The 17,336-nt window shown below is 46.2% G+C and carries 13 protein-coding genes; 6 read left to right on the top strand and 7 right to left on the bottom strand.

Features of this window, described 5'->3' with window-relative positions; genetic code table 11:
• Positions 1 to 62 precede the first annotated feature (62 nt).
• The 6 genes from V1467_RS11630 to V1467_RS11605 form a co-directional block, all read right to left on the bottom strand.
• Positions 63 to 932 (bottom strand): 3-keto-disaccharide hydrolase, encoded by an 870-nt coding sequence (locus V1467_RS11630; RefSeq protein WP_416305138.1) that lies wholly within the window; start codon positions 930 to 932, stop codon positions 63 to 65.
• A gap of 90 nt (positions 933 to 1,022) precedes the next feature.
• Positions 1,023 to 3,794 (bottom strand): beta-galactosidase GalB, encoded by a 2,772-nt coding sequence (gene galB, locus V1467_RS11625; RefSeq protein WP_416305137.1) that lies wholly within the window; start codon positions 3,792 to 3,794, stop codon positions 1,023 to 1,025.
• 155 nt (positions 3,795 to 3,949) lie between these two features.
• Positions 3,950 to 6,103, bottom strand: coding sequence for a cytochrome c3 family protein (locus tag V1467_RS11620; RefSeq protein WP_416305136.1), 2,154 nt, complete (start codon positions 6,101 to 6,103; stop codon positions 3,950 to 3,952).
• 243 nt (positions 6,104 to 6,346) lie between these two features.
• Positions 6,347 to 7,639: an NAD(P)/FAD-dependent oxidoreductase gene (locus V1467_RS11615; protein WP_416305135.1), complete on the bottom strand. Its 1,293-nt coding sequence runs from the start codon at positions 7,637 to 7,639 to the stop codon at positions 6,347 to 6,349.
• A gap of 197 nt (positions 7,640 to 7,836) precedes the next feature.
• A complete protein-coding gene (locus V1467_RS11610; RefSeq protein WP_416305134.1) occupies positions 7,837 to 8,598 on the bottom strand; it encodes an ABC transporter permease in 762 nt (253 codons plus the stop codon).
• Positions 8,598 to 9,521, bottom strand: a complete 924-nt coding sequence (locus V1467_RS11605; protein ID WP_416305133.1) for an ABC transporter ATP-binding protein — start codon at positions 9,519 to 9,521, stop codon at positions 8,598 to 8,600. Before V1467_RS11605 ends, V1467_RS11610 begins: the two co-directional genes overlap by 1 nt.
• Before the next feature lie 281 nt (positions 9,522 to 9,802).
• Between V1467_RS11605 and V1467_RS11600 the strand changes: the two genes are divergently transcribed.
• The 4 genes from V1467_RS11600 to V1467_RS11585 all read left to right on the top strand — a co-directional run bounded on the left by V1467_RS11600 (position 9,803) and on the right by V1467_RS11585 (position 14,085).
• Positions 9,803 to 11,062 carry a cation:proton antiporter gene (locus V1467_RS11600; RefSeq protein ID WP_416305132.1) on the top strand — a complete coding sequence of 420 codons (1,260 nt, stop codon included), beginning with the start codon at positions 9,803 to 9,805 and terminating at the stop codon, positions 11,060 to 11,062.
• Positions 11,063 to 11,084: 22 nt separating this feature from the next.
• Positions 11,085 to 11,480 carry a DUF1294 domain-containing protein gene (locus V1467_RS11595; RefSeq protein ID WP_416305131.1) on the top strand — a complete coding sequence of 132 codons (396 nt, stop codon included), beginning with the start codon at positions 11,085 to 11,087 and terminating at the stop codon, positions 11,478 to 11,480.
• Between the two features lie 76 nt (positions 11,481 to 11,556).
• Positions 11,557 to 12,477 (top strand): HNH endonuclease, encoded by a 921-nt coding sequence (locus V1467_RS11590; protein WP_416305130.1) that lies wholly within the window; start codon positions 11,557 to 11,559, stop codon positions 12,475 to 12,477.
• A 156-nt stretch (positions 12,478 to 12,633) separates the two neighbouring features.
• Positions 12,634 to 14,085: a glycoside hydrolase family 30 protein gene (locus V1467_RS11585; protein WP_416305129.1), complete on the top strand. Its 1,452-nt coding sequence runs from the start codon at positions 12,634 to 12,636 to the stop codon at positions 14,083 to 14,085.
• A gap of 42 nt (positions 14,086 to 14,127) precedes the next feature.
• Here the strand turns inward: V1467_RS11585 and V1467_RS11580 are convergent, their stop codons facing one another.
• Positions 14,128 to 14,967, bottom strand: coding sequence for a DUF2797 domain-containing protein (locus V1467_RS11580; RefSeq protein ID WP_416305128.1), 840 nt, complete (start codon positions 14,965 to 14,967; stop codon positions 14,128 to 14,130).
• Between the two features lie 189 nt (positions 14,968 to 15,156).
• Here V1467_RS11580 and V1467_RS11575 point away from each other — a divergent pair, with 189 nt between their 5' ends.
• Both V1467_RS11575 and V1467_RS11570 read left to right on the top strand, forming a co-directional pair.
• Entirely contained in the window at positions 15,157 to 15,894 is a 738-nt protein-coding gene (locus V1467_RS11575; protein ID WP_416305127.1) for a MauE/DoxX family redox-associated membrane protein, read from the top strand.
• Positions 15,895 to 15,982: 88 nt separating this feature from the next.
• Complete coding sequence (locus V1467_RS11570; RefSeq protein ID WP_416305126.1) at positions 15,983 to 17,335, top strand: DUF1800 domain-containing protein; 1,353 nt, start codon at positions 15,983 to 15,985, stop codon at positions 17,333 to 17,335.
• Position 17,336 lies beyond the last annotated feature (1 nt).

Below are 17,336 nucleotides of genomic sequence, written 5' to 3'. Positions count from 1 at the left end.
TGGAAAGTGCGACAAGGCACTGAAAACTTGAAATGACAAGACATCTGGTTTGTCATTTCAGGTTAATTAAACAGCTTGGTGTATGGTGCGGGTAATTGATCCAGTGTTCGGATTTCAATTTGGCGATAGAAAATCTCGGCGGCTTCACTTTGCAGCTGAATTTTGCCTTCTACCAGTGGCTTGCTGACGCCATCTTGCTGGTAGCGAGAATTTTTAAGCACCATGACCACCTGTCCATTAACGATGTGCAGGCTCTGACCCTCAAAGCAAATCAGTTCCAGTGTGTTCCATTCACCAAAGGGCTTTTCAGCGTTTTCCTTGCGCAGCACAAAGCCTTTAATTTGTTCACCATGCCCGACTTTTAAAAACGGCTGACTTTCATCGGCCACCGGATTCATAATGTACTCGGGTTGATAGGCGCGAATGTCGATGGCCGAGGTGGCCTGTTGCCAGTAATCGCCAATGTGGCCGCGCATAATCTGGAATTCCTGGGATAACATCCAGGCACGATAGTATTCTTGTCCGTGTTCACCTATGGCGTGATAAAGAATACCGCTGTCCCTGAGTTTATTTTCCCGTGGTGGCCACTTTTTCTCGCCCCAGCGAAATTGCAGTTTCAGATGATAATTGCGATAAGACGCTTTGCTGGTCACCGCACCGTATATTTCCCCCGATACCCGCAATACCGGCTGGTTGTCTTGCTCAATCACGGTAAACACCTGATAGGTGTCGTTGCCGGTGTTAAGGCCGATAGGGGCGACAGGTTGACCATGTTCATCCAGCGGTATGCTGCCATCGTAAGTTTCTTTATGTTTATAGCTTAAATAGATGTCCCAATGGCTGAGGTTCTTGTCAAGCAACGGCTGCCACTGTGCAGCTGACACTAGCGGACAAAACAAACAACTTACAAACAAAAATATGCTTAATTTCATAGAATTAGCTCAATACTGACAAAAAGTGAAATGGATACCATTATTTGCTCCACAATGTAACAGCAAAACCCAAAGAATGAACAGCAGCGATTACTGAATGACTATATCGATGCTGCTGCTTTGCAACCCTTCAGCAGTTGCCGTTAGCCTAATGCGGCCTTGCTGATCCCGTTTGGCTTTAACGATAACCAGCCCTAGCCCGTTAAATACCTTGCGATTGTGAGATTTAAACGACACCATGCTTCTGGGATCACCGTTATCTGTGGCTACAATTTCACCCGGCCCGTCGAGGCTATAGCGTATCAGTTGTTTGGCGGTGGGAACGGTCAGACCATTGCTATCGGTAACTTTGGCGGTAATAAAGGTCAAATCCTTGCCATCTGCATTAATCCCGGCTCGGTCTGCGCTCAACTTAATCGCGCTGGCCGCACCGGTAGTTTTGATACTGTCTGTTGCCCATTGCTGACCGTTTTTGTAGGCCACGACTTTAAGTTCACCGGGCTGGTAAACCACGTCATCCCAACGTAGTCGATAGTCGTATTGTGCCTTGGTTTTTCTGCCTAATGATTCGCCGTTCAGGAATAATTCGGCTTCATCACCCGAGGTAAATACGTGTACCGGCGTGACTTCGCCGACACGCTCTGGCCAGTTCCAGTGCGGCAGTATGTGTGCCATTGGTAAATCTGGTCGCCAGGCTGCCTGATACAAATAGAAGCGATCTTTTTTAAACCCGGCCAAATCGATAATGCCAAAATAGGAGCTACGTGCCGAATAATAGGGCGTGGGCTCGCCCAGATAGTCCCAGCCACTCCAGACAAAACCGCCAGCCACATAGGGATGCTTGGCCAGTGACGCTAAAACCTTGTCGGCAGAAGAGCCAAACGGGGCGGTGTACAGCTCATAGGCGCTGACGTGGGCATTAAGCGGATCGCCACCTTTGCCATCCGCTACCGGCGCACTGATACCGTCGGTTACCGGAAACAGGTATTCGCCGCGGGTACTGAGCGCGGCGGCATTTTCACTGCTGAAAATAGTTTTATCCGGAAATTTTTCATGAAAGGCTGGATAGAGCGGGGCGGTTTTAATCCCCTGTAAATGGGCATAAGCGGGTGCGTTGCGTATACCTTCGCCCTGATAATTGAGGCTGATGCTATCCATTACCGGCGGTAGCGCCATATCCGGTTTGGCGTAGTTCATCGAGGCAGCAACGGGGCGAGTAGGATCTTCGTCTTTACTGATATTAAACAACTCGCGGGCAATGGCGGCACCTTCTTCTCCGGTATATTGTTCACCCACTTCATTACCCACACTCCACATCATTACTGACGGATAATTGCGATCACGGCGGATAAAGGCACGTAAGTCGGCTTCGTGCCATTCGGGAAAAATCAGGTGGAAATCTAACGGGGTTTTCTTACGTTCCCACGAGTCATATATTTCGTCTATGACCAGAAAACCCATTTTGTCGGTCAGCTCCAGCAATTCGACGGCCGGTGGATTGTGCGCAATGCGAATGGCGTTACTTCCCAGTTCCTGCAGCATTCCCAGTTGACGTTGCGCTGCACGAACGTTAAATGCAGCACCTAAAGCTCCCAGATCATGATGCTGGTTGACCCCTTGCAGGTATACGTGTTCACCGTTTACAAACACTCCTTTTTCCGGATCGAGGCGAATGTCACGAATACCGAAATGGGTTTGATACTGATCAAGGGTTTTATCACCTTGTTTAATCTTGGTCACCGCCACATAACGATGCGGCGTTTGGGCAGGTTTTGGACCCCATAATTTGGGGTTGTTGATTGTTACCGAACCGTTGACACGGGCTTTGCTGTTTGCCGCCAGCGTCTGCGCAGGCGTGTTAATGCTGGCGATGACGTCACTGGTGATATCATCATGGGTGTTAATTTCAAAAATATCTGTCTGGGTCTCAATTTTGGTATCCGTATCCGCGCTATTTTTAAGCCTAATTTCAAGTTCGACTTTAGCTTGCTGGTGGCTTACTTGAGGGGTGGTGATATAGGTGCCCCAATTGGCTACATGTACGGGATTCGTTTTGGTTAACCATACATTGCGATACAGGCCACCTCCGGGATACCAGCGTGATGACTTGGGTGGATTATCAACGCGAATGGCAAGTTGATTATTATCACCTGCTTGAGCATAAGGAGTTAAATCGACCCGCCACGAGTTATACCCATAAGGCCAACCTCCGACCAAATGACCATTGAACCACACCATGGCGTAAGACATGGCAGCGTCAATATCCAGATAAAGCTGTTTATCCAGGTCGTCTTGACTGAAGGTAAGTTTTTTACGATACCAGGCCACGCCGTGACTGGGTAAGCGCCCCATGCCGCCGCCGACTTCGGCATCATCACCGCCCATAAATGGTCCAGCAATGGCCCAGTCGTGAGGAATATCCACTTGCTGCCACTGGCTATCATCAAAATCATCTTGTACAAACGGGAAGTCACTGCCAGGAGAGCCTGGTGGACGAGTATGGTGTTTGGCCGGATCTCTTATGAAATCATTTGCCATGGGCAATATCCAGGGTTTCAATACTTCGGACGATGTGTTTATTTCCACCGCTTCAGTAGGTTTGGAGTCAGCATCTTTGTCATCTTTAAAACTGTCGACTTCGGGGCGTACGTCGTAAATTAAGTCGTCGGCGTCATCCGTGGTGGCGTATTTCATAAAGCGCCAGTTTTGATCGAGCAATGTGGGTTGCCGAGGTGACTCGGAATCTGGAGTTTGTTGCGCTGCAGGAGTTGTAGCAAGGGGTTCGGTTTTGTCGTTACAGGCGCTCAGTGATAACAGTAACGCCAGGCAAGCTGCGAGATTATAGGGGCACTTTTTAATCATATTCTCAATATATCTTTTGTTAGTTATATTGATAGTACAATACTATCAATAAAATTTTTGTGCCTAAACCTACCTTCCCGTCACCAAGGGATCATTTATTAATTGTTTTATCGCGTTCATTGTTTTTGGTTTGTCGCCAACAAGTGAATGCGTGATTATCTATTTTGCATAAACCAGTTATAGCTTTGTCTGTCCTGATTTTTTTGTGCCAGATACAAACCCAGTTCGAGTAGCTGTTGGTTGCCTTTAAAACGGCTGAATAGCATCTTCAAGGTATTTAATGCCTGCCTGGATTGTCCTGTTCCATCCATTGATAACAAATAGGCGTAGAAATATTGACTGTTATCCGGCATCAACTGGTATGCCTTTTTGAAGCTAGCCAACGCAGGTGTATATTGCTGTTTTCTGACCTGATACAGGGCATATGAATAATGCAATTCTGCCGATTCAGGCAAGCGTTCCAGCGCGCTGTGATAAAGCTTATCCAGTTTATCCTGTTGCTGTTGTAATCGATAAACCTCCGCAAGTCCCAGATAACTTCCCGGAAAATAAGGGTCGTTGCTAATGCTTTGTCTGAATTGTTCGGCAGCCTTGTCGAGCTGGTTCAGTTCGATATGGATTGCGGCCTGATTCGCATGTCCTTCACCGCGCCAGGAATTGACCTTTAACGAGGTGATTAACTCGTCAAAAGCCCTGTTATAAGCGGCTTTGGTTTTGCCCGACAAGCTAACCCCCACCAAACTGCGCGCTGCGGCGACTCGTACCGCTTTATATTGGTCGTCGAGCAACGGACCGAGCAGTCGGGCTTTCTCGGCAGCAGGTAAAATACTGGCAACTTGCGCCGCACTCAATCGAAACAGTGCTTCGTCACTGCCAAGTAACGTACTGATAAATTTGCTATCCAGTTCGCTCTGGGTCATGGCAAGCAAAGTAATGGCGGTCGCTCTGGAAATAACCGGAATACTGTCATCTTTAATCAGTGCCTGGTGCTGGTTAATATCAATAGGTTGTCCCGCCTGCAACGCGTATAAATTATGCAGATTGGTTGAAATGGGGGAGGGCTGTCCAAACCATGCGGTTAACTGTTTCTTGGCCCATTGACTGTCTTTATCCTGATGACATGTGCTGCAGGCATCGGGGGTACCAAACTGCTCGGCAAGCTGAGGACGGGGAATCTTGAAACTGTGATCGCGCCGGTCGTCCACACCCATGTAACGTTGTTCTGGCATATGGCAGCTAATACATTGTGCGCCTTCACTTTGCTGTGGATGATGATGATGGGATTCAACATTATACACTTCGGGTGAGTGGCATTGCAGACACAAACCATTACCTTGTATTTTGATTTTCATGCTGTGCTGATCGTGGCAATCCAGACAATTGACTCCGGCGGCAAACATCTTGCTCTGCAAAAATGAGCCGTAGACATAAACTTCTTCCTTTATCTGTCCATCGGCATGGTACATAGGTGCCAGTAATAGCTGCGGCGAAAACTGATCTAAAAAGGCGTTGTCGGCGCTAAAACCGTCGGTTAGCGGAGAACGAAGGGAATGGCAGGCAAAGCAGCTGTCCATAAATTGATTGTTCCGTTTTGGGCCATGCCAGCTGGCTATTTTCTGGTCGGCCTTGCGCAACCAGTTACCAATATAGGCAGAGGCGGACGACGTCTTTTGGGGCGCAGATGAATTGGGATGGTTTGGCATTTCGCCATGACAGGATAAACAACCCACATTGATATTCTTCCATTCGGTGGCAAAGCTATCGTCGGCTGGACTGTAATGACGTTGTAGTCCGTCCGAATGACAGTCGGCGCACATTCCATTCCAGTTTTGTAAAGGTTGCAGCCAATGCAGTCTATCTTCTGTGGTAATATTTTCATCTGCATAGTTGTGATACCAGCGCTGGCCACCTTGCTCGGCAGGGCGAGCATCCCAACTAAAGGGAATAACCTGTAACTTGCCGGGCGCAATTTCTACCAGATACTGTTGCAGCGGAAAATGACCGAATGTGTACTGGACTTGATAGCGTTGCAGCTTGTTGCCCTGACCAATATCAGCCCAGTATTGGCCATCTTTTTGATAAAAACGCGCGTGTTCATCGAAATGCGATACTTCAATGTTATTAAAATCAGCCAATACCGTTTCTTTGCTGGCTTCAGCCATTGCCTTGGCATGATCTGATTTTAACCACAGCTGATGCTGTTGCTGGTGGCAACTGGTGCAGGCTTGTACAGAATAGTCTTTAGTTTCACTGGCCTGGGACTGAAAAAAAACCAGAAACAATAGTGTGATAAAAATACGGGGAGTCAAAAACCTTCTCCAAATATGTCCGTTTTTCGAATCCGGCCAAAAAATGACTTCAAACCAGACAAGCATAAATACTATGCATGTTATTAGAACCTGACAGACTGGGCCGTTATCATCCATATCGGTCTGGAGCAGTACTTAAAGGCTTAGGGGATAAAAACGGGCGTATCTTATGCGATGCGCCCGGTTTAATTCAATACCTTGTGCTACACATCAGCAGTGGTGAATATGAAAGACCAATAGCCTCTAGTGCAATTTTAGCTTGGCACTGACCATATTGCCGACCTTGCGGCTCAGCATCACCAGCATGCCTTTGAACCAGCCATGAATGGCAATCTGGTGCATGCTATACAAGGAGGTATAAACCAGCCGCGCCAATTTACCTTCCACAAACATGCTGCTGTTGGACAAATTGCCCATCAAGCTGCCCACCGTACTGTACTTGCTTAAATGCACCAGTGAGCCGTAATCGCTGTAGATGTAATCTTTCAGTGGTTCACCCTGCAATTTGAGGGTGATATTTTTATACACCAGTGAGGCCATCTGATGCGCCGACTGGGCGCGTGGTGGTACCCAGGAGCCGTCGGCCTGTTCGCAGGCGCAGCAATCGCCAATCACAAAAATGCTGTCATCATTTTTGCTTTGCAAGGTGGCATTAACCAGTATTTGTTGCGAACGATTCAGTTCAAACAAATCCAGTTCCTTGATCAGATCCGGCGCCTTGACACCGGCGGCCCAAACCATTAAATCACTTTCAATCAGCTTATCGTCACTGGTTACAAAACCATCTGTCTGCGCGCGGATCACCCGGGTGTTTTCAAAGATACGTACATCCAGTTTTTGCAACGCTTTTTTGGCAGCACTGGCAATACGTTCGGGAAGCGCTGGCAAGATACGCGCTCCCGCTTCAATAATACTGATTTGAATACGTTTGGCCGACATGCCCGGCATGCCGTAAGCTTTGGATAAATTAGCTACATGGTGCAATTGCGCCGCCAGTTCTGTGCCGGTAGCACCCGCACCGACGATGGATATTTTCAGGATATTCTGTTTGGTTTCTGGCTGGTTGATGCGTAATAACTGGTTAATTAACGCGCGGTGAAAACGTTCTGCCTGGGCCAGTGAATCCAGAAAATAGCTGTGTTCCTTAACGCCTGGAGTACCAAAATCATTACTGACACTGCCGATTGCCAGCACCAGAATGTCATAACTGATCTGCCTTTCCGGCAGGATCAACTGGCCGTTTTCATCGAAATAGGCATCCAGAGTAATATTTTTTTCGGTAGGGTTAATACCGGTTAAGGTGCCTTGCTGGAATTCGTAACCATGCCGACTGGCATGCATACGGTAGTCCACGCCATCAGAGCTTTTGTTAATCACTCCGGCGGCAACCTCATGCATTAAGGGCTTCCATATATGGGTACGGACCTTGTCGACCAGAACGACTTCGACCCCGGTATGTTTGCCACTATATCGGCTTAATTTTGTAACTAGTTCAAATCCCCCGGCGCCACCGCCTACGATTACGATACGTTTCATGCTTGTTCCTAAAAGTTAAATTAAAAACTGGGGGACGTTCGGGTATGACAGTTAAGTAGGCAATAGCGCGGAGTAGGGGATAACAAAGTATGTGGCTTGGAGCGCTGGAAATGCTGTTTATCATAACCTTTTAAATCAAATGGGGAGCGGGCCACCCTTTATTCGGGTAACCCGTAATCGATGTGCGTATTGTACCACTATTGGCGCAAACGGTAACCGGTTTTAAAGATCCACCATATAAATGTCAGGCATATCAGCATAAACAACAAGGTCATGCCGACACTGATGGCGATATGGACATCAGATACGCCATAAAAGCTCCAGCGGAAGCCGCTAATCAGATATACCACCGGGTTAAACAGGGTAATTTTCTGCCAGATGGGTGGCAACATGCTAATCGAATAAAAGCTGCCACCCAGAAAGGTTAGTGGCGTGATCACCAATAACGGCACCACCTGAAGTTGCTGGAAGTTATTCGACAAAATACCTAGGATAAAACCGAACAAACTAAAGGTTATCGCCGTCAATACCAGAAATGACAACATCCATAAAGGATGCTGGATATCATAATCGACAAAAAAGCGTGCGGTGATCAGGATCAACAACCCCAGCATAATGGATTTACTCGCGGCAGCGCCCACATAGCCCATCACGATCTCGACATGCGACACCGGCGCGGACAACACTTCGTAAATCGTGCCGGAAAACTTGGGAAAGAAAATCCCGAATGCGGCATTGGAAATACTCTCGCTTAGCAGTGCCAACATCATCAGTCCGGGGATAATAAACGCACCGTAACTAATGCCGTCGATATCACCCATACGTGAACCAATCGCGGCGCCAAATACAATAAAATACAAAGACGTAGACAATACCGGTGAGGCGATACTTTGCATTAAGGTGCGAAAGGTACGTGCCATCTCAAATTTATAAATGGCTTTAACAGCATAAAAATTCATTATTTAGCCCTTACCAGATTAACAAATATTTCTTCCAGCGAACTTTGTGTGGAGTTCAAATCCTTAAAATCAATATTGTGGGCACTAAGTTTTTTAAGCAGCTCGGCAATTCCGGTATGCTCACTTTGAGTATCGAAGGTATAAATTAACTCGTTACCTTCATTCACCAGTTCCAGCGGCAAGCTTTGCAGCTCGGCAGGAATAGACTCCAGTGGCGTTTGCAATTGCAGGGTTAGCTGGCGTTTACCCAGTTTGTGCATCAGCGCTTTTTTATCTTCCACCAGTACAATTTCACCTTTATTGATCACACCGATGCGGTCGGCCATTTCTTCGGCTTCTTCGATGTAGTGGGTGGTCAAAATAATCGTTGCACCGTTTTGGCGTAAGCCACGTACCATTTCCCACATATCACGACGTAAATCCACATCGACCCCGGCTGTGGGTTCGTCCAGAAATAAAATATCCGGCTCATGCGACAGTGCTTTGGCAATCATTACCCGGCGTTTCATGCCGCCGGATAACGCCATAATTTTGGAATCGCGCTTCTCCCATAAACTTAACTGGCGAAGTATTTTTTCGATATAGTCCGGGTTAGCCGGTTTGCCAAACAAACCGCGGCTAAACGCCACTGTAGACTGAACACTTTCAAAGGCATCGGTGCTGATTTCCTGCGGTACCAGGCCTATTTTGCTACGGGCTGCACGAAAATCGGTGACGATATTATGCCCGTCGGCCAGAATTTCGCCGTCACTGGGATTAACAATCCCGCAAATAGTACTGATGAGTGTGGTCTTACCGGCTCCATTTGGGCCGAGCAGCGCAAATATTTCTCCTTTTTTTATCTCAAGGTTAATATTTTTAAGCGCCTGAAAACCGGTATCGTAGACTTTATTTAAATTGTTGATAGAAATAATTGATGACACAGCGAGTCCTGTATTTAAAGCAGAAAGGTTGGCAGTTGCATTACAACAACATCAACGAATTATCATCATAAGGGATTTATCCAACTGACACCATTGGATAATTGATATGTGAAGCATCACAAAAAATGATGTTTTATCGCTGTAAATTTCCCATGAAAACCAAAAAATGTGAATTGGTCGGTAGCGGATTGATGCCAAATACAGACAATTACCTTTCTAGGCTAACACTGTTAATCTGTAATGCAGGAATGTCGGAGGCGTGAATATGCACAAGGTAGATCATGACTGATCAATTGAATAATGCGCAATGGTTTGTGCTGATTGGTAGTTTGCTGGTTTTCATGGGCTTGACCTTTACCGTGATTAAGCGTTTGCCGGTAACCTCCGCAATTATCTATCTGGCGGTGGGCATGTTAGTCGGTCCCACGGTATTCCATCTTTTCCATTTTAATCCCTTGAAAGAATCGGCGTTACTGGAGGTGTTTACCGAAGTGGCGGTACTGATTTCGCTGTTTTCGGCAGGGGTTAAAATGCCAGTTCCCATTCGCTTTAAAAACTGGCGGGCACCGGTTTGTCTGGCCACCGTTTCAATGACGATTACCGTAGCGCTAGTGGCCGCATTTGCCTATTACGCGCTGGATTTACCCTTGGGGGCAGGCATTTTGCTGGGCGCGATTGTGGCTCCGACCGATCCGGTACTGGCAACAGATGTGCAAATTAGGCATACCAGTGATGAAGATCCACTACGCTTCACCCTAACCTGCGAAGCCGGCATGAATGATGGTACTGCCTTTCCTTTTGTGATGCTCGGGCTTGGCATGCTTGGCATACATGAAATAGGTGACGGCGCTATGCAATGGTTATTGCTTGATGTGCTATGGGCGACCATTGGCGGAATTATGATTGGCATAGCTTGTGGAGTGGTGTTGGGAAATATAGGCTGGAAGTTGCGCGGCAAACAGCATCGGCATGAATTACTGGATGATTTTCTGGGACTTGGCCTTATCGCGCTGGTTTACGGTATCAGTTTATTGGCGAATACCTGGGGTTTCCTGGCGGTATTTTTTGCCGCTGTGGCACTACGCCAGACAGAAAGCCAGCTAACCGCCAAAGCCAATCAGCAACGTGATAAAGAGGATCAGACTTCTTACACTGTTAGTAAAGGGTCGTTAATTTTCAAAGAGCATCTGGAGCGTTTGTCTGAGCTGGTGCTTATTTTGTTGATTGGTGGCACCTTGTTTATTGATTCCTGGAGCTGGCGAGCCGTCTCACTGGCATTATTTTTATTTTTGATTGCGCGACCCGTCAGTGTTTTTGTCGGCTTGCTTGGTACGGGCACTCCTTGGCGACTGCGAGCAATGGCAGGCTGGTTTGGGGTAAGGGGGATAGGCTCACTTTACTATTTAATGTATGCCATTCAACATGGCTTACCTGAAGAAGTTTCACTGAGATTAATGCATCTAATCCTGATTGTGGTGGCCTTATCCATATTATTACACGGCACCACAGTTAAACCTTTAATGGCCCGTTTTTGGCGCTAGAAGCTGAACCGGGACAACACCGATGAAACAAAAAGGCAGGTTGGTTAAACAACAATCCGTTAACCGGTTTTCTATCTATCTCGCTATTATCTTTTTAATGCTTATCTCACTGACAACCTGGCTGGGACATTTTCCTTCAATGTTATTGGCGAGTTATTGGGGTTTAAGTGCTGTGACGTATTTTGCTTATGCTTGGGATAAATCGAGCGCCCGGAGCGACGGCTGGCGCATATCGGAAAAAACACTACATCTGTTAGCCTTGTTCGGTGGTTGGCCGGGCGCTGCCATCGCACAACAGCGTTTACGTCATAAATCCCGAAAAACTCCATTCCGGGTTGTTTTCTGGTTTACCGTGATGATAAATCTGGTTGCTTTGTACTGGTGGTTATTTTACTCCACTATTTATCTATTAGAATAAAAAGTTTAATTAAATCAATTGGCTTATAAGCACTCGAGATGATATTAATGAATAAAAAAGACTTAGATCTGAAGTTATGTCGACAAATGACATCGAAATTATTACTACTGCTTTTGAGAGAGTAAAAACATTATCTTCCTTGTTTGGTGCGGCGATACCTGCATCAATCATCTCGGAAGGTTTTTATTTTCATGGAGAAAAAATACTTTTAGATAATCGAGCAGTTGGAATATTCAAACCTCGGCAGATGCAACATTGTGCATTGAGTATCAAAACGACGATTCGCAGAGATGGCCTTAGAGGAATTTACAACGATCATCAAACTTCAGATAATTACTTCAACTATTCATTACAGCGAGGTGACCCATATAAAAATGGTAATGCTTACCTATGGGCGTCACTTGAAAGGAATACTCCGTTCATCTATTTCCATGCTATAGCACCTGGTCTTTACAATGCTATATGGCCGTGCTTTGTGTCGAACATTTTTCCAGACGCTGGGTATGCGCTGATAGCCGTGGGCAATAAATCTATAGTTAAGAAAGACTGCGATGTGCAATATCGAATTCCTAATGAAATTGAAAGTAGGTATGAGGTTCGAGAAACTAAAATTCGGATGCATCAGGCCTCATTTCGGAGAAATGTTCTCGACGCATATAACAATAAATGCGCGATAACAGGACTTCCAACAATGAAATTGTTAGAAGCAGCACATATTATTCCTGACTCACAGATAGGAGTGAATCAAACAGTCAAAAACGGAGTTTCACTATCTCGATTGCACCACAAAGCATACGATTCTAACCTTATAGGGATAGATTCCGACTATACAATCTGCGTAAGTAATGAGCTTAAAGTACTAGACGATAATAGCTTCATAAAATCTTCTATTCTTGATTTTGAAGGAAAAAAATTGCGGGTTCCCCAAAAAAGTGAATTGAGGCCAGATAGAGAATATTTGGCGGAACGTTTTAAAAATTTCTTATCTCAACAATGATAAATTCTTAACTATATTTCTTTAACAAAAATTATTGTATTGATTAACACAGGGCAGTTTGAGTAAAGTTAGCCTTCTGAATATGAAAGCGCTTACAAGGTGATATTTAGTTGTGATTTTCAAATTTTAGTTAAGCGCGTAACCCAGGTAGAAATAATGAAAAAACAGATAATTTCAGGTGTAATTGGCTTACTGATAGCGGGGCAGGGTTTGGCTGAACAAGCTGCAAATGGCGCAAGCTTGGCCATGAAAACGCTGAGTATTTATACCACCGCTAAAGATACTGATTTACGCTTGAGTCAAACAGATAAACTGACTTTTGCCCAAGGAAGTCAGCCGTCGGAAGGTGAAATTTCGGTATTTGTGAATCCGGATAAACGTTTCCAGCATGTTGTGGGCATTGGCGGGGCGATTACCGACTCGGCAGCGGAAGTATTTGCCAAGTTACCAAAAGACAAACAGCAAGAGCTGCTGACGGCCTATTACGATAAAGACAAGGGCATCGGTTACAGTTTTGGCCGCACTACTATTCATAGTTCGGACTTTAGTAGCGCCAGTTATACTTATATTGATGAAGGTGACAGTGAGTTAAACAGCTTTTCTATTGAGCATGACCGTCAATTTCGTATTCCGTTAATTAAACAGGTGATAGCGGCGGCAGGAGGGGAGTTGACGATGTTCGCCAGTCCCTGGAGCGCGCCAGCTTTTATGAAAGATACCAACAATATGCTGCATGGCGGCCAGTTGTTGCCTGAATATGCAGACAGTTGGGCCAGGTATTACACCAAATTTGTTAAGGCTTACGAGCAACAAGGTATCCCGATTTGGGGAATTTCGGTGCAGAACGAACCGATGGCAGTACAAACTTGGGAGTCGATGAATTATACCGCTGAACAGGAGCGTGATTTTATTAAAAATCATTTGGGACCGGTGATGGAAAAGGCCGGGCTAGGGGATAAGAAGATTATCGCCTGGGATCATAATCGTGACTTGATTGCCGAGCGGGCGAACGTGATACTGGATGACCCCGACGCGGCTAAATATGTATGGGGTATCGGCTTTCACTGGTACGAAACCTGGACCGGTGGTGAGCCTATGTATGACAATCTGTCATTGGTCCATGAATCCTATCCCGATGTTGCCTTGCTGTTTACCGAAGGCACCAACGAGAAATTTTCTCAGCAAAAATATCAGTACTGGCCCAACGCCGAGCGTTATGGTGACTCGATGATTAATGACTTTAATCGTGGCACGGTGGCCTGGACCGACTGGAATATTCTGCTTGATCAGCATGGTGGTCCTAATCATGTGGGCAATTTCTGTTTTGCGCCTGTGCACGGCGATACCGACACTGGTGAGCTAATTTTCACTCCCAGTTACTATTATATTGGCCACTTTTCCAAGTTTGTGCGCCCTGGTGCGCAGCGGGTGAGTACATCCAGCAGCCGCAGCCTGTTATTGGCGACCTCATTTATCAACCCGGATAACACTCAGGTAACAGTAGTGATGAACAAGACCGACAAGCCGGTAAGTTATAACTTTTTTGTTGAGCGTCAACTGACCAAAGTAACTATTCCTGCCCATGCGATACAAACATTAACCTATTAAAAGTACTGGCGGCGTAGCCATTGTTACGCCGCTTTATTTTTATCAGGCGGTTTGAATACTTAAATGATAACCGGCATATTTGCGCATATTGATCACCCGATCGCCCTCAAGCAACCAGTATTGGCCTTTAATGCCATTTAACACACCGTTAAATTGACCTTCTTTATCCAGATTAATCGACTTCACTTTGTCCGGGTACTGTTCAACGGGATAATGAATATCAACTGCCGGTGCATCAACAACATTAATGGCCTGTAATCCGTGTTGATCTGTAAGTGAGGTTAATTCTGTTGCAATTTGTTCCAGCAGGGAATCGCGCAATGCGACTAAATCAACCTGTTGTGGTTGGCTTTTTAACATGGTGCGCCAGTTGGTTTTATCCGCTATATGCGCTTTGAAAGCTGTTTCGACCAAGCCGCTCATTAAACGGTTTTGCACGCGCATAATAGGGATCGCCTGGGTGGCGCCCTGATCCAGCCAACGGCTGGATACGCCATCGCTAACGTGGCGAGTGATCCCCACTTTTACTGTGCCGGTGTTGGCCAAATACACAAAATGATCAGCAAAACAGTTTTCTTCGCCCCACTGCGGCTCACGGCAGGTGCCTGCTTCATAGTGACATAATTCCGGCTTGATAATACAGCTGTCGCATTGCGCCAATGAAATAAGGCACCGATAACAATAGCCCTGGTTAAAGCTTTTTTTAGTTTTGGTTTGGCAATGCACGCAATGGATCTGATCGTTAAAACTGACGCTGACATGTTGCCCAATCAGCGAGTTCATATCGATTAGCTGTTCACCAACAGGCAGTTGGTATTGGGCCAGATGATTGCTGTCGGTACTCACTCGCATCTTGCGAATATTGCCTTGGTATACTGTCATGTAACTGAGGTTCCGTTGTTTTAGGGTGTAACTAAGCTCGGCATTATATCAGTAACGACAGCGAAACTTTCGGATCTGCGATAAATGTGCAAGGCTAAGAGGAGGGGGAACAATTGTTTTTGAGCACGTTTTGCGAATCAAGCAGGGGAATTCAGATCATTTCAACTTATCAGCTTAAGGAGAAAAATCATGAGTAAAACCGCCACATTGTATCGAATGGTTACCGATCAGCATATTTGTCCGTTTGGCTTAAAGTCCAAAGACTTGCTTGAGCGTGAAGGCTATAGCGTTGATGACCACAAACTTACCACACGCCAACAAACCGATGATTTTAAACAGCAACATAATGTAGAAACCACCCCGCAAACCTTTATTGATGACAAACGGATTGGCGGCTATGACGATCTGCGAGAGTTTTTTAATAAAGGTCCCGCTCAGCCTGAAGGCACCACCTATACACCGGTTATTGCTATTTTTTTGCTGGCACTGCTGATTGCACTGGCGCTTGGCTTGAGCACTAATCAGCCAGTGTTATCGGTTGTGACCATTGAGCGTTTTGTCGCGCTCAGTATGTGTTTATTAGCGGTACAAAAATTACGGGATCTGTACGCCTTTTCTAACCAGTTTATTACCTACGATTTACTCAGTATGAAGATGGTGCGCTATGCCTATGTTTATCCTTTTGCAGAAGCTTATGCAGGACTAGGTATGTTGGCTGGACTCAATGCCTGGTTAGTGGCTCCCGTATCGTTGTTTATTGGTGTAGTGGGTGCGGTTTCTGTATTTAAAGCGGTGTATATCGACAAGCGCGAACTAAAGTGTGCTTGTGTGGGCGGTAACAGTAATGTCCCGCTGGGCTTTATCTCGCTGACCGAAAATTTATTTATGGTTGGCGCGGCCATCTGGATGTGGTTTTCCATGGGCTGATGTAAATATCATGTAAATGTGTTCGTAATCATCCGGTTTGAGATTAGTATTTGTGTATTAAAGTTTTGCTTGGTCTTATAGGTGATTAATGTCATTAAATGCAGTGATTGCAACAAACCGGTTTGGGCTGGGCGCACGCCCGGGAGAACAGGCCGAAGCGGAAACTGATCCGAAAGCCTGGTTACTTAACCAGCTCAAGCATAAGCCACCGGTATCTTTTGATACATCATTGCCCAGTTCTGATGAGATTGCGCAGCGTTTTGGTCATTATCGACAAGTGCAAAAGCGTCAAAAAAATCAGGCAGTTAATATCATGGCAAATGATGAGCTGGAAGCGGACAAAAAGTTTATTCGGCAAACGTTTAATGACTTATATGCTGACACTCTCAATGCTGCAATATCGTCTTCACAAAGTCTCAATTGGCGCTTGCTGGATTTTTTCTCCAATCATTTTAGCGTTAGCGGCACTAACCTGCTGATGAGGGGCTTGGCCGGTACATTGGAGCGCGAAGCCATTGCACCGCATTTGTCCGGGCATTTTTCCGATATGTTGCTTGCCGTAACCCGGCATCCCGCCATGCTAATTTATTTAAACAATGAACGCTCTTTTGGCCCCAGCTCGCGACTGGGTAAAAAAGGTAAAGGGCTGAATGAAAATCTGGCCCGCGAGATCCTCGAGCTGCATACACTAGGGGTGAATGGCGGCTATAGCCAGCGGGATGTGGTTGAGTTGGCCAAAGGCATTACCGGCTGGAGTGTCGCCAATTACAGCAAAAATGAAACTGGCGGGTTTATCTACCGCAAAGCGGGCCACGAGCCGGGAGAGCGTTTGCTGTTGGGCAAACGTTACCCGCAAAAAGAAGTTGAGCAAGGCAAAGCGATGTTAGTGGATATTGCCCGACATCCTGCAACTGCCAAGCATTTGTGTTTTAAACTGGTGCGTCATTTTATCAGCGATACTCCGCCTGTTGTATTAGTCGATAAATTAGTGGCCACATGGAATCAGACCGAAGGGGATTTGTCGGCAGTGATAGCAACTTTGATCAATGCAGAAGAATCCTGGCAGACTCAAGCGCAAAAGTTTAAAACACCCAGAGAATTCGTCATTTCGACCTACCGTGCCATCGGCGTTGATCAGGTACCGTCAAAACAGCTTTTGCAAGCGTTGACAATATTGGGGCAACAACCTTTTCGTGCGGGTTCACCTGCCGGGTATAGCGACGAACAAAGCGACTGGAACGGTTCCAGCGCCTTAATGAGCCGTATTGACTGGTCATCGACGTTAGCGGCCCGGGCCAAAACAGCCAATGCCGAGCATATTATGCAGGGGACTTTGGCAAACAGTGTCAGTCGTGTTACCTATAGCACAGTATTGCGTGCCGAAAGCCGTCAGCAATCCTTGGCGTTACTATTGATGAGTCCGGAATTTCAGAGGAGATAGG

The sequence above is a fragment of the Neptunicella plasticusilytica genome, assembly GCF_047922965.1.
GTDB classification, from domain to species: Bacteria; Pseudomonadota; Gammaproteobacteria; order Enterobacterales; family Alteromonadaceae; genus Neptunicella; species Neptunicella plasticusilytica.
The sequence above is the reverse complement of the archived record's forward strand: the minus strand, read 5'-3'. Positions and strand labels throughout refer to the sequence as shown.

Bases quoted from the DNA above. Each gene is read 5' to 3' on its own strand.
- V1467_RS11630 (WP_416305138.1), bottom strand. From the start codon at position 932: ATGAAATTAAGCATATTTTTGTTTGTAAGTTGTTTGTTTTGTCCGCTA.
- V1467_RS11575 (WP_416305127.1), top strand. From the start codon at position 15,157: ATGAGTAAAACCGCCACATTGTATCGAATGGTTACCGATCAGCATATT.
- galB (WP_416305137.1), bottom strand. From the start codon at position 3,794: ATGATTAAAAAGTGCCCCTATAATCTCGCAGCTTGCCTGGCGTTACTG.
- V1467_RS11585 (WP_416305129.1), top strand. From the start codon at position 12,634: ATGAAAAAACAGATAATTTCAGGTGTAATTGGCTTACTGATAGCGGGG.
- V1467_RS11590 (WP_416305130.1), top strand. From the start codon at position 11,557: ATGTCGACAAATGACATCGAAATTATTACTACTGCTTTTGAGAGAGTA.
- V1467_RS11570 (WP_416305126.1), top strand. From the start codon at position 15,983: ATGTCATTAAATGCAGTGATTGCAACAAACCGGTTTGGGCTGGGCGCA.
- V1467_RS11615 (WP_416305135.1), bottom strand. From the start codon at position 7,639: ATGAAACGTATCGTAATCGTAGGCGGTGGCGCCGGGGGATTTGAACTA.
- V1467_RS11600 (WP_416305132.1), top strand. From the start codon at position 9,803: ATGACTGATCAATTGAATAATGCGCAATGGTTTGTGCTGATTGGTAGT.
- V1467_RS11595 (WP_416305131.1), top strand. From the start codon at position 11,085: ATGAAACAAAAAGGCAGGTTGGTTAAACAACAATCCGTTAACCGGTTT.
- V1467_RS11580 (WP_416305128.1), bottom strand. From the start codon at position 14,967: ATGACAGTATACCAAGGCAATATTCGCAAGATGCGAGTGAGTACCGAC.
- V1467_RS11610 (WP_416305134.1), bottom strand. From the start codon at position 8,598: ATGAATTTTTATGCTGTTAAAGCCATTTATAAATTTGAGATGGCACGT.